Consider the following 12,575-nt stretch of genomic DNA (forward strand, 5'->3'; position numbering starts at 1 on the left):
CGCGCGTGACCCAGCAGCTGGACGCCCCGACCGACGTCGACCCGCCCCTGCCGCGGGTGGGCCGTCCCACCCGCCGGCCCCGGGCCCGCACCACCGCCGCCCGCCAGGAGGCGGTCGCGGGCTACGCGTTCGTCTCCCCCGTGGTGCTGCTGCTCGGGGTGTTCGTGCTGTTCCCGCTCGTCGCCGCGGTGGTGATCAGCCTGCAGCGCACCGACGGCTTCGGCTCCGGGGTCTTCGTCGGGCTCGACAACTACGCCCGGCTGGTGCAGGACGGGCTGTTCTGGCGGGTGCTGCTCAACACGGTCGTCTACACCGTCGTGGTGACCGCGCTCTCGATGGCCCTGGGGCTCGGGGCCGCGATCCTCCTCGACTCCGCGCTGCCCGCCACGCCGCTGTTCCGGTCGATCATGATCCTGCCGATGGCGATCTCGGGCGTGGCGACGGCGCTGATGGGCCTGCTGTTCTTCGACGAGAACAGCGGGATGCTCGACGCCCTGCTGCGCGCGGTCGGGCTGCCCGCGGTCGCCTGGCAGTCCAGCGGCCCCGCGGCCTTCGCCTCGGTGGTGATGGTGACGCTGTGGTGGCGGGTGGGCTTCAACATGCTGATCTACCTGGCCGCGCTGCAGTCGGTCGACCCCGGGCTCCACGAGGCGGCCCGCCTCGACGGCGCGTCGGCCTGGCAGCGGCTGCGCCACGTCACGGTGCCGATGGTCGGCCCGGCGTCGTTCTTCCTGCTGGTGCTCAACGTCATCTACTCCTTCCAGGTCTTCGACGTGATCTTCGTGATGACCGGGGGCGGACCCCAGGACGCCACCGAGGTGCTGGTGACCTACGCCTACGACTACGGCTTCGTCACCGGCGACCAGGGGTACGCCGCGGCCCTCGGCATGGTGCTGCTGCTGCTCGTGCTGGCCCTGACCCTGCTGCGGTGGCGCACCAGCCGGACCCGGGACCTGGCCGGATGAGCGGCCCCACGACCACGGGCCTGCTCGCCCGCCGCCGCGGCCCGTCGTACGTCGCCCCGACGCCGCGGCAGCGGGCCGCGACCGCCGCCCGCACCCTGCTCGCCGTGCTGGTCGCGGCCGTGGTGCTGCTGCCGCTGGCGTGGATGGTGCTGGTCGCCTTCTCGCCGCGCGCCGAGGTGCTGGCCGGCGAGCTGCGGCTGTGGCCGGCCGACCCCACGCTCGACAACTTCCGCCGGGCGCTCGAGTCGTTCCCGATCGGGGCGTGGTTCGGCAACTCGCTCGCGATCGCGCTCACCGTCTCGCTGCTGACGATGCTGGTCAGCCTGCTGGGGGGCTACGCCTTCGCGCACCTGCGCTTCCCCGGGTCGAGCCTGCTCTTCCTGGGCGCCGTGGCGACGTTGATGCTGCCCGTGCAGGTGATCATGGTGCCGCTGTTCCGGCTGGTCGTGGACCTCGGCCTCTACGGCAGCTACTGGGCGGTGATCCTGCCCTCCAGCGCCTCGGCCTTCGGCATCTTCCTCTCGCGCCAGTTCATCCTGGCCATCCCGCGCGAGCTCATCGAGGCGGCCCGCGTCGACGGCGCCGGCAACCTGCGGATCTTCTGGTCGGTCGTGCTGCCGCTGTGCCGTCCGCTGCTGGCCGTGCTGTTCTTCATGAGCCTGCTGCAGACCTGGAACGACTTCGCCTGGCCGCTGATCGCGCTCCAGGACAACGAGCTGTTCACGCTGCCGATCGGGCTGCTGTTCCTCCAGGGCCAGAACTCCGCCGACTACGGCGCCACCATGGCCTTCGCGCTGCTCACGGTGCTGCCGATGGTGCTGCTGTTCCTGGTCTTCCAGCGCTACTTCGTGCAGGGGTTCGCCCGCAGCGGCATCCGCTGACGGGCCTCAGGCGTTGCGGCGCGCCAGCGTGCCGTTGAGCACGGTCGCGAACGAGCACCACGCGGGGTACGGCGCCAGCGCCGCGGCCAGCGCCGGCTCCACCTCACCGACCCGGCGCACCAGGACGCCGGAGTGCGCGGCCAGGGCGGCGCACCAGACCGTCGAGAACCAGGGGCGTCGCGAGCGCCAGAAGAGCACGCTCCAGCCGGTGTTGAGGACCAGGTTGACCGCCAGCGTGCGGCGCAGCATCGAGGCCTCCTCGCGGCGGCCCTGCTCCTCGAGGGCGGTGAGCGCGGCGGCGGAGGTGACGGCCAGGTCGGCGTACAGCGGGGTCCACACGGCGGGGTAGACCCAGCCCGGCGGGTCCCACGACGGCTTGTCGAGGGCGGCGTACCACGGGTCGTCGGGGGTGGTCGCGACGGCGCCAAGCCCGGCGCCCAGGGTCGTGGCCGCTCCGGTGGCCGCGAGGGTGCGACGCCCCCGCGGCGTGCTCAGCAGGCTCCGCAGCCGGTCGCTCGCTCCCATGGCCGTCCTCCGTCAGTCCTCGATCGGTCCGTCACCGGGCCGGCGGTCCGCCAGCCCGGCCATGCCCCAGCGCACCAGCGCGGTCGACAGGGCGCCCGCCCCGGCCGCGACGGTGACCCCCGGCCCGAAGACCGGCAGCGTCAGCTCGCGCCGCGCCCAGCGCGGCAGCAGCGCCACCCCGCCCGCCGCGATCAGCGCGTAGCCCGGGCGGGCCACCACCGGCACCGGCGGGTTGAGCAGCATGAAGCGGGTGGCCTCGCGGGCGGCGGGCGTGACCCGCAGCTCGGGGCGGTACGCCGCGAGGACCTCGTCGAGCTCGGCCACGCTCTCCGGCAGGTCGGTGGCCCCCAGCCGCGACGCGGCGACGTTGGTCTGGCGGACGTAGAGGTCGGCCTCGGCGTCGCTCAGCGGCGAGCCGGAGTAGCGCTGGAAGGCCTGCAGGAACGACCAGATCTCGGCGACGTGGACCCAGCGCAGCAGGTGGGGGTCGTCGGCGGCGTACGGCACGCCCTCGTGCTCGCCGCGGACCCGGCGGTGCACCGAGCGCACCACGGCGATCGACTGCTCGGCGTCCTCGACGGTGCCGAAGGTGGTGACGGCCAGGTAGTGGCTGGTGCGCTGCAGGCGGCCCCAGGGGTCGCCCTTGTAGCCGCTGTGGCCCGCGACCCCGGCCATCGCCAGCGGGTGCAGCGACTGCAGCAGCAGCGCGGCGATCCCGCCGGGGAACATCGAGGCGTCCGCGTTGACCCGCCACACGGGGTCCTCGGCGGTGAACCAGCGCTCGCCCTCCGCGCCCCAGATCCGCTGCGCCCGCTCGGGGGCGTCGTCACCGGCCACCTTCGACCGGAGCGCGAGGCCCAGGCGGCGTTGCGCGGCCCGCGAGGCGGCGCGGGGCAGGTCGAGCGGTGAGGTCACGTCCCGAACGTACCCAGAGGAGCCAGGGACGACGCGGGGCCGGAAGGGGCGGGCCGGCCGTCGGAGCCGCCGGCTGCTAGCGGCGGCCCGTGCGGAACATGCCGCGCACGATCTCGCGGGCGGCGGTGCGCACGACCTGCTTGAAGGCGGTGGAGCCCATGACCTCCTCGACGACCGTCTTGTCCTGGCGCGACGACCGCGTCGAGCGGGGGCGGGACCGGGTGGCGCGCTCGGCCTCGCGTCGCAGCCGGTCCTCCGCGGTGTCCTGCTCCCGGCGGGCCTTCGCGTCCTCGGCGGCCTCCTGCTCGGCCCGGGCCTTGGCGGCGCCCTGCTCGAGCTTGCCGGCGAGGATCTCGCGGGCCGACTCGCGGTCGACGGCGGCGGCGTACTTCGCGTGCAGCGTAGAGCCCGTCACGGCCTGCTCCATGGCGGCCGTGTCGGCCGGGCCCATGAGCGACTGCGGGGCGCGCAACCGGGTCCAGGCCACCGGGGTCGGGGCCCCGCGCTCGCTCATCACCGTCACGACGGCCTCGCCGATGCCGAGCGAGAGGATCACGCGGCCGAGGTCGTCGTACGCCGAGTGGGGGTAGGTCGCGACCGTCTGCTTGAGCGCCTTGGCGTCGTTGGGCGTCGCGGCCCGCAGCTGGTGCTGCACCCGCGAGCCGAGCTGGGCCAGCACGGCGTCGGGCACGTCGGTCGGCGACTGGGTCACGAAGAAGACGCCGACGCCCTTGGAGCGGATCAGCCGGACGGTCTGGGCGACGGAGTCGAGGAACGCCTTGGAGGCGTCGTTGAACAGCAGGTGGGCCTCGTCGAAGAAGAACACCAGCTTGGGCTTGTCGACGTCGCCGACCTCGGGCAGGTCGTGGAACAGGTCGGCCAGCAGCCACATCAAGAAGGTGGAGAACAGCGCCGGGCGGTCCTGGAGGCGCGGCAGCTCGACCAGCGAGATCACCCCGACGCCCTCGGCCGTGGTGCGCAGCAGGTCGGCGGTCTCGAACTCCGGCTCGCCGAAGAACGCGTCGGCGCCCTGGTCGGAGAAGGCGATCAGCTCGCGCAGGATCACCCCGGCCGTGGCCGCGGACAGGCCGCCGAGGTCCTTGAGGTCGGCCTTGCCCTCGTCGGAGGTGAGGAACTTGACGACCTCGCGCAGGTCGGCGAGGTCGAGCAGCGGCAGGCCGGCCCGGTCGGCGTAGTGGAAGACCAGGCCCAGCGAGGACTCCTGCGTGTCGTTGAGGCCGAGGACCTTGCTGAGCAGCGTCGGCCCGAAGGCCGTCATGGTGACCCGCAGCGGGATGCCGGTGCCCTCGCCGCCCAGGGCGTAGAACTCGACCGGGTGGCCGGTGGCCACCCACTGCTGACCGACCGAGGCGGCCCGGTCGACGATCTTGGGGCTGGTCGCCCCGGGGGCCGAGAGGCCGGACAGGTCGCCCTTGATGTCGGCGGCGAAGACCGGCACCCCCTGCGCCGAGAGCTGCTCCGCGAGCAGCTGCAGGGTCTTGGTCTTGCCGGTGCCGGTCGCCCCGGCGACCAGGCCGTGGCGGTTGACCATGGCGAGCGGGATCCGGATGCGGACGTCGCTGAGGCGGGTCTCGTCGAGCATCAGCCCGCCGAGCTCGAGCGCGGCGCCCTCGAAGGCGTAGCCCGGACGCACCGCCTCGACGATCGGGTCGGCGGCGTCTGCGGCGGCGGGGCTGCTGGGCTCGCTCATGCCGGTCACAGTAGACGGGCGGCAGGACGGCGTCTCCCTATGATGACCGCGTGATCTTCAAGCGCGTCGGCGACGGCCGGCCCTATCCCGACCACGGGCTGGCCGCCCGTGACTGGGCCGCCCTGCCCCCGCGGCCGGTGCGTCTCGACGAGCTCGTCACCACCAAGGACACCCTCCAGCTGGCCGCGCTGCTGGACGAGGACTCCACCTTCTTCGGCGACCTGTTCGCCCACGTCGTCGAGTGGGGCGACGACCTCTACCTCGAGGACGGCCTGCACCGCGCGCTGCGCGCCGCGCTGCACCAGCGCCACGTGCTGCACGCCCGGGTCCACGTCGTGCCGGACGCCTCGTGAACCGCCGCCACGTCACGACCGGGGTGACCCTGGCCGTGCTCGTCGTCGTGCTCGGCGCCATGGCCGTGCTCGGCTTCCGGGCGGCGACCGCGCCGTTCCCGGGCACGGGCAGCGCCTCGGGCGACGACTGCACCGCGGCCGAGAAGCAGACCCGGACGACGGTCTCCCGCGGCCAGGTGCAGGTCAGCGTCTTCAACGGCGGCACCCGCTCGGGCCTCGCGGGCGAGACCCTGCAGAAGCTGGAGGACGCCGGCTTCCGGGGCGGCAACGCGGGCAACGCCCCGGAGGGCGAGACCATCCGCCGGGCCGTCGTGTGGACCACCGAGCCCGACGACACCTCCGCGAGGCTGGTCGCGCGCGCGATGGGCAAGGGCGTGCCGGTGCGGATCGTCTCGCAGGACCTCGGCCCCGGGGTCGACGTCATCGTCGGCGACCGGTTCCGGGCCGTGGACCCGTCGGCACCCCAGAAGATGGAGCTGCCCGCGCCCGTCTCCACCTGCGTCGACGTCGGCTGACGCCTCGGGACGGGCTCAGTGCGGCGGGGTGCGCCCCAGCCACTGGGCGAGCCGGCCGCCGACCGAGACCGCGCGCAGCCGCTGCTCGGTCGCCTCGCGGTCGGCACGGGGGGTGACGACCAGGACGTCGTCGCCGCGGCGCAGGACCGTGCGCCGCTCCGGCACGAGCGTGGCCCCGTCGCGCACGATCAGCGCCACCGAGGCACCCGAGGGCAGGCGGAGCTCTCCCACCTCCACGCCGTGCATCAGCGACTTCGGCGAGATGGTCACCTGGAGCAGGTCGGCCGCGATCCGCTCCAGCGGGGCCGCCTCGACCTCCAGGTCGCGCGGCTCGTTGCGGCGCGCCACCCCCAGCACCCGGGCCACCCACGGCAGCGTCGGACCGGTCACCAGGGTGTCGAGGACGACCATCACGAAGACGATGTCGAACAGCTGCTGGGCACCGTCGACGGCGTCGGCCAGCGGGATGGTGGTGAGCACGATCGGCACCGCGCCGCGCAGGCCCGCCCACGACAGGAACGCCCCCTCCCGCCAGGTCACCGGCTGCACGACGGTCGCGACGGCCACCGACAGCGGCCGGGCGACGAAGGTCAGCGCGAGCACGGCCAGCACCGCGATCACGACCGTCTCCACCGAGATCCGGCCCGGGGCCGCGAGCAGGCCGAGCATCACGAACAGCCCGATCTGCGCCAGCCACGCCACGCCCTCAGAGAACGACCGCGTGGCCGCGCGGTGGGGCAGCTCGGCGTTGCCGAGGATCAGCGCGGCGACGTACACCGCGGCGAAGCCGGAGCCGTGCAGGGTGGCCGTGCCGGCGTACGCCAGGACGGTGAAGGAGAGCACCGCCAGCGGGTAGAGGCCCGAGGCGGGCAGGGCCGAGCGGCGCAGCAGCCACGCGCCCCCGGCGCCCACCACGACGCCGCCGAGGACGCCCAGGACCAGCTCGAACGCGATCTCGCCCACGAACCCGAGCGCACCGTGGCTGCCGCCCGCGCTGACGATGGTCACCAGCACCACGGTGGGGGCGTCGTTGAGGCCCGACTCGGCCTCGAGCGACCCGGTGAGGCGGCGGGGCAGCGGCACCCGCCGCAGCACCGAGAACACCGCCGCTGCGTCGGTCGGCGAGGTGACGGCCCCGAGCAGCACGGCCAGCTGCCAGCTCAGGCCCAGGACGTAGTGCCCCACCAGCGCCATCGCGAGCACGCTCACGGCGACCCCCAGGGTCGCCAGCGACACCCCGATCCGCATCACCGGCCGGATCTCCGGCCACGGGGTCGTGAGCCCGCCCTCGGCCAGGATCAGCACCAGGGCGGCGAAGCCGAGGGCGTGGGCCAGCTCCGCGTCGTCGAAGCGGACGCCGAGCCCGGCCTCGCCCAGGGCGACGCCCATGAACAGGTAGATCAGCAGGCTCGGCAGACCGGCCCGCACGCTCACTCGGACCGCGAGGATGGCCAGGAGCAGCACGCCCGCACCGACCAGCAGCAAGCGGTCCAGCTCGTGCACGTCGAGTGTCACGGGGGCACCTCGGCGGTCGTGGGGGCGGTGTCCCAGTCTAGGGCGCCACGACCTCCCCACGTCTCACTCGGTGGTCGCACCCGCGCGGCCCACCGTCTCCGGTGCCCGCGTCGGGGAGGATGCCGGGATCCCCCGGCACTGCCCGGGTCCCGGGGGCCGGGGGTGAGGCATGGCGGCAGGAACCGCTCCCCGCGCCGCGCTCGCGGCCACCCGTCGCGGGCTGCTCCTGCCGCTGTGCCTGGTGGGCGGGCTGATGTCGGTCGGCACGCTCGCGACCGCCCTCTCCGCGGGCCCGCTCCCCGGGAGCGGCGCGCACGTGCTCGCGCTCGGCACCGGCCTGGTCGGCGTGCTCACCTGGCTCGCGCTGGCCCGGCCCCGCGAGCAGACCTCGCCCGCGGTCGCGGTGGCGCTGGTGGTGACGACGCTGGCCTTCCAGGTCACCACCGTGGCCAGCGAGGGACCGCTGCTGTTCTTCACCCAGATCGGCCTCGCGCTCGCGCTGCTGGCCGACGTCGTGGCCCTGGGCGCCGCACTGCTGGTGCCGCTGGTGGTGGTCTGCCTGGGCGCCGGGGTGCTGCTGGAGACGCCCGACGACGTGGTCGACTCCTACGTCCTGCTCGCCCTCAACGTCGCCATGCTGGCCACGGCCCAGGCGCTGGTCAGCACGCTCCTCGCCACCGCCCGGCGCACCGACACCACCACCCGCGAGCTGACGGCCGTCGAGGTCGAGCGGCAGCGGCGCGAGCTGGCCCGCACCTTCGAGGGCCGGGTGCGGCGGGTGCTCCACGACGACGTGCTGGCCGCCCTGCGCTCGGTGATCGACACCCCGGTGCCGCCGGGACCGGCGGGCGAGCAGCAGGCCGACGGCGTACGACGCGAGTGCGCGCGGGCGCTGGACGCGCTCGACGAGGCGGCCGGCGCCGGACCCGCGACCGGTGCCGCTCCGGACGCCGGTGGCCCCACCCCGCTCGAGGGGGTGCTCGACCGGCTGGTGCGCGCCAGCCCGGTCGACGTGGATCTCGACCTCGACCCGGCCGTGGCCGCGGTGCGGGTGCCGGCCGAGGTCCTGGAGGCGCTGGAGGGGGCGGCGGGCGAGGCGATGCGCAACGTCGACCGCCACGCCGGGGTCGACCGGGCCCGGCTGCGGGTCTCCCCCGTCGCCACGGGCCTGCGGGTCGTCGTCGAGGACGCGGGCACCGGGGTCCCGGCCGGACCCGACGAGGCTCCCGGCTTCGGGCTCACGGAGTCCATCGGCTCCCGGCTCGTCGAGGTCGGCGGCGCGGCGGAGGTCGGGCCCCGGCCCGGCGGCGGCACCCGGGTCGAGCTGCGCTGGCCGGCCCCGGCGGCGCCGTCGTCGCGCGCGGCCCGCCGCTCGGCGACGCTGCGCGCGACCTACGAGGGCGCGGTCACGCACACCGGGATGCTGCAGGTGCTGGGGCGCATCGCCTACCCGCTGCTGGCCGGCCACCTGGTCGTGGCCCTGACCTACAGCCACGACGCACCGCACCCGGTCCTGCTCCACCTCGCGGCGGCGGCGTACGCCGTGTGGACCTGGGCGTGCGTGCGCCGCCTGCGCGAGCGCCCACCGACCCTGCGGATGGGCGTGGCGTACGCCGTGGCGGCGCCGCTGTCCGTGCTCGTGGTGCTGCCGCTGACCGGGCCGGGGACCACCGAGGGCTTCGCGTCCTGGCCGATCAGCATCGCCACGGTGCCGATGGTGCTGCTGGTGTTCACGCTGCCGCGCCGCTACGTCGCGCTCTACACCCTGCCGAGCCTGCTGGTCGTGGTGGCGCTGGTGGCCCGCGACCCGGAGGCGAGCCTGGTCGGGTCGCTGGGCGCGCTCAACGCGACCACCACGCCGGTGGTGATCTCGTCGCTGTTCGGCGGCGCCATCCGGGCCAGCGGCCGACGGCTGGGCCGCGAGCGCCGGGAGCTGGCCCGCACCCAGGCCCGGGAGCGCAGCGCCGAGCTGCTCGAGGCGGCCCGCCGGCGCCACCTCGAGCACGCTCGCAGCGACGTGGCGCCGTTCATGCGCGACGTGGCCACCGGTGTGCTGCCGCTGACCGAGGAGGTCCGCGACCGGGCCCGGGCGCTCGCGCTGGAGACCCGCGACCACCTCTACGCGCCCGGCTTCTTCGACGAGGAGGGACGCCGCCGGGCCCGGGGCTTCCGCGACCGCGGCGGCCGCCTCGACCTGCGCGCGGGCGTCAGCGACGAGCTGCTCCCGACCGCGCCCCGCGCGCTGCTGGGCGAGCTCCTGGCCTCGCTGCCCGGCCACCACCGGGTGACGCTCTCGCCGCCCACGCCGATCTCCGCGGGCCGCCTCAGCGTGGTGCCGTCGGTGCCGGCCGACGACCTGTCGCGCTGGCGACGGGCCTTCCCCGCGCTCTCCTGGCAGCACGACGACTTCGTGACCACGGCGCTGTTCGAGGTGACCAGGCCCGACGCCGACCGGGGCCCCCGATCGGGGGGTGCTGCCCCGCCCCCCGCGACCGCTACCCAGGTGCCATGAGGGATCCACGCGCCATCGACCGCACCAGCGTCGCCGTGGTGGACAACCACGACGCGCTCTTCCCCGGCATCGAGGGACTGGTCAGCCGTCCCGGGTCGGGCCTGGTCCACGTCGGCTCCTTCACCAGCGTGCCGCCCGTGCTGGCGCTGGACTCCGCCCCCGACGTCGTCGTGCTCGACCTGCTGCTCGGGCGCCAGGACGAGAAGTCCACCTCCTGGATCCCGCAGCTGACCGCCCGCGGGTCGGTCGTGGTGGTGCACACCTCGGAGGAGCGCCCGGTGGAGCTGCGCCGCGCCGTGCGCGCCGGCGCCGCCGGCCTGGCCCTGAAGAACGACGGTGCCGCCTCGCTGCTCGAGGTCGTCCGGGAGTGCGCGGCCGGCGGCTTCGGCTGCACCAGCACGCTGGCGCGTGCCCTGATCACCGACGAGACCCTGGTCGCCCAGCTCTCGCCGCGCGAGGTGGAGACGCTCTCGGGCATCGACGACGGCCTCACCCGCCAGCAGATCGCCCGCCGGCTCGGCATCGAGGAGGGGACGGTGCGCTCCTACGTCAAGGAGGTCCGCCGCAAGTACGTCGAGCTCGGCCGCGAGGTCACCAACGCCAGCAGCCTGGTCCGCGAGGCGACCCGCGACGGCTACCTCGACTGAGCGCTGCTCCCGTTCGGGAGGGGCGACGCCGGTCGCGAGCCGCGCCTAGCCTGGCCGGGCAGGGGGCTCGGGCCCGCCTCGGCACGACGGTGCGGGATCACTGCCTCGTCGGGGCGGGCCCTTCCACGCCCCTCGCGGGGCAGGCGGCCGAGCCGGCAGGACGCGACCTGGGGGCGGCTCAGCCGCCGAGCGCCTCCGCGCAGGCGACGAGCACGGCACCCTGCACGCTCCCGGCCTGCTCGCGCAGCCGCGCCAGCTCGGCCGCGGGCGGTGGCGGGGCGAGCGCCGCGGCGTACGCCGTGAGGGTGGCCGCCGCCTCGCGGTAGGCGCGGACGAGCCCCGGGCTCTGCGCCTGCTCGGCGAACCAGCCGCTCTGCTCCCGGGCGGCCCGGACGGCACCGCGCAGCGCCGCGCGGTCGGCGGGGTCGGCGTCGAGGGCCTGGCGCAGCGTCGCGCGCCACTCGCCGAGGGCCGCCCGGCCGCACGCGGTGGCGTCGCCGCTCGCGACCGAGGCGCTGGGGGTCGTGGCCGCCGGCTGCTCCTCCGGGTCGGAGCCGCACCCCGCGAGGGCCAGCGCCAGCGCCCCCACGAGCACGCCGGACCGGATCGCACGGGCGGTGGACGGGACGGGGCGCACGGCGGTCCTTCCGGGACGGGGGGCGGGCCGGCGCCAGTCTGCCGGACCGCTCCCAGCCGCCCCGCGGACCGGAAACCGGTTGGTGGCCGGGCGTGGAGTCGGCTGGAATGGCCCCATGTCGCCCGCACCCCACCTGTCCACCCCGGAGCTGACCTACGTCGAGGACGACACCTTCGACCCCTGGCTGCGCGCCGTCGCGCGCGGCTTCCAGGAGGAGTTCCACGCCGACGAGACCGGCCTCGACCGGGCGGTGTTCGCCAACGACCGCAGCTTCGGGTTCGCCGTCGACGGCCGCTGGGTGGCGACCTGCGGGGCGCTGAGCCGGGCGCTGGTCGTGCCCGGCGGGGCGAGCGTGCCGACGGCGGCCGTGACCGTGGTGACCGTGCACGCGCCGTACCGCCGCCGCGGGCTGCTCACCGCGATGATGCGCCACCAGCTCGAGGACGTCGCCCGCCGCGGGGAGCCGCTGGCGACGCTGTGGGCCTCGGAGTCGCTGATCTACGGCCGCTTCGGCTACGGCCCCGCGGTGACCCGCGCGGTGCTGTCGGGCCAGACCCGCAAGCTCGACTTCCTGCCCGACGTCCGCACCGCCGGCTCGGTCGACGAGGTCACCCGCGAGGAGTTCCTCGCCCTGGCCGCGCCGCTGCACGAGCGGCTGCGGTCCTCGCGACCCGGCACCATGGCCCGCACCGGCGAGCGTGGCTGGGACTTCGCGACGTACGACGCGGAGCACGTGCGCGGCGGGGCCAGCGAGCTGCGCCACGTCGTCCACTACGACGAGGCGGGCCAGGCCGACGGCTTCGCGACGTACCGCTACAAGGAGGAGGACGACGGCGCCGAGACCGCCAGCGAGGTCCGCATCGGCGAGCTGTGGGCCGAGGAGCCGACGGCGCACGCGGGGCTGTGGCGCTACCTGCTCGACCTCGACCTGGTGCGCCGCTTCCGGCTGCGCAGCGGTCCCGTCGACGAGCCGCTGCGCCTGCTCGTCCGCGACGCCCGAGCGGTCGGCACCCAGGTCCTCGACGGCCTCTACGTGCGGGTGGTGGACGTCGCGGCGGCGCTGCGCGCACGCACGTACGCCGCCCCGCTCGACGTCGTCCTGGGGGTCGACGACCCCCTCCTCCCCGCCAACTCCGGCCGCTGGCGGCTGACGGCCGCGGGCCAGGGCGCCGCCGCAACGGTCGAGCGCGTGGACACCGAACCCGACGTCTCCCTGGGCGTCCTCGAGCTCGGCACCGTCTACCTCGGCGGCACCCGGCTTTCCGAGCTGCACCGCGTCGCCCGCGTCACCGAGCACACCCCCGGCGCCGTCGCCGCCGCCTCCGTCGCCTTCGCCACCGACCGGGCGCCCTGGTGCCCGGACTTCTTCTGAGGGGGGTCGGGGCCGCCGGAGGGGGGC

At 75.4% G+C, this 12,575-nt stretch carries 12 protein-coding genes; 7 read left to right on the top strand and 5 right to left on the bottom strand.

Features of this window, described 5'->3' with window-relative positions:
* Positions 1–5: 5 nt before the first annotated feature.
* Together BLU55_RS12590 and BLU55_RS12595 are read left to right on the top strand one after the other, a co-directional pair.
* Positions 6–965, top strand: coding sequence for a carbohydrate ABC transporter permease (locus tag BLU55_RS12590; protein WP_197680978.1), 960 nt, complete (start codon positions 6–8; stop codon positions 963–965).
* Positions 962–1,846, top strand: coding sequence for a carbohydrate ABC transporter permease (locus BLU55_RS12595; protein ID WP_091730228.1), 885 nt, complete (start codon positions 962–964; stop codon positions 1,844–1,846). The genes BLU55_RS12590 and BLU55_RS12595 overlap by 4 nt, the downstream gene beginning before the upstream one ends.
* A 6-nt stretch (positions 1,847–1,852) precedes the next feature.
* On the opposite strand, the gene BLU55_RS12600 is transcribed toward BLU55_RS12595, so the two are convergent.
* The 3 genes from BLU55_RS12600 to BLU55_RS12610 form a co-directional block, all read right to left on the bottom strand.
* Positions 1,853–2,371 (bottom strand): TspO/MBR family protein, encoded by a 519-nt coding sequence (locus BLU55_RS12600; protein WP_172833909.1) that lies wholly within the window; start codon positions 2,369–2,371, stop codon positions 1,853–1,855.
* Positions 2,372–2,383: 12 nt separating this feature from the next.
* Entirely contained in the window at positions 2,384–3,286 is a 903-nt protein-coding gene (locus tag BLU55_RS12605; RefSeq protein WP_231916859.1) for an oxygenase MpaB family protein, read from the bottom strand.
* Between the two features lie 76 nt (positions 3,287–3,362).
* Positions 3,363–4,997, bottom strand: a complete 1,635-nt coding sequence (locus BLU55_RS12610) for a helicase HerA-like domain-containing protein (protein WP_091733873.1) — start codon at positions 4,995–4,997, stop codon at positions 3,363–3,365.
* Between the two features lie 50 nt (positions 4,998–5,047).
* On the opposite strand from BLU55_RS12610, the gene BLU55_RS12615 reads away from it, so the two are divergent.
* Positions 5,048–5,350: a type II toxin-antitoxin system VapB family antitoxin gene (locus BLU55_RS12615; protein ID WP_091730231.1), complete on the top strand. Its 303-nt coding sequence runs from the start codon at positions 5,048–5,050 to the stop codon at positions 5,348–5,350.
* Positions 5,347–5,865: a LytR C-terminal domain-containing protein gene (locus BLU55_RS12620; protein WP_157682847.1), complete on the top strand. Its 519-nt coding sequence runs from the start codon at positions 5,347–5,349 to the stop codon at positions 5,863–5,865. The genes BLU55_RS12615 and BLU55_RS12620 overlap by 4 nt, the downstream gene beginning before the upstream one ends.
* 15 nt (positions 5,866–5,880) lie before the next feature.
* On the opposite strand, the gene BLU55_RS12625 is transcribed toward BLU55_RS12620, so the two are convergent.
* A complete protein-coding gene (locus BLU55_RS12625; protein WP_091730234.1) occupies positions 5,881–7,380 on the bottom strand; it encodes a potassium/proton antiporter in 1,500 nt (499 codons plus the stop codon).
* A gap of 169 nt (positions 7,381–7,549) precedes the next feature.
* Between BLU55_RS12625 and BLU55_RS12630 the strand changes: the two genes are divergently transcribed.
* Together BLU55_RS12630 and BLU55_RS12635 are read left to right on the top strand one after the other, a co-directional pair.
* Complete coding sequence (locus BLU55_RS12630; protein ID WP_091730236.1) at positions 7,550–9,892, top strand: sensor histidine kinase; 2,343 nt, start codon at positions 7,550–7,552, stop codon at positions 9,890–9,892.
* Positions 9,889–10,539, top strand: a complete 651-nt coding sequence (locus BLU55_RS12635) for a LuxR C-terminal-related transcriptional regulator (RefSeq protein ID WP_091730239.1) — start codon at positions 9,889–9,891, stop codon at positions 10,537–10,539. Before BLU55_RS12630 ends, BLU55_RS12635 begins: the two co-directional genes overlap by 4 nt.
* Positions 10,540–10,717: 178 nt before the next feature.
* Here BLU55_RS12635 and BLU55_RS12640 read toward each other — a convergent pair whose 3' ends face one another.
* The gene (locus BLU55_RS12640) at positions 10,718–11,176 is read right to left on the bottom strand and encodes a hypothetical protein (protein ID WP_091730243.1); all 459 of its coding nucleotides are present in this window, start codon (positions 11,174–11,176) and stop codon (positions 10,718–10,720) included.
* A gap of 115 nt (positions 11,177–11,291) precedes the next feature.
* Here BLU55_RS12640 and BLU55_RS12645 point away from each other — a divergent pair, with 115 nt between their 5' ends.
* Positions 11,292–12,548, top strand: coding sequence for a GNAT family N-acetyltransferase (locus tag BLU55_RS12645; protein ID WP_091730245.1), 1,257 nt, complete (start codon positions 11,292–11,294; stop codon positions 12,546–12,548).
* The last annotated feature ends 27 nt before the right edge of the window (positions 12,549–12,575 follow it).

The sequence above is a fragment of the Nocardioides scoriae genome (genome assembly GCF_900104965.1).
GTDB classification, from domain to species: Bacteria; Actinomycetota; Actinomycetes; order Propionibacteriales; family Nocardioidaceae; genus Marmoricola; species Marmoricola scoriae.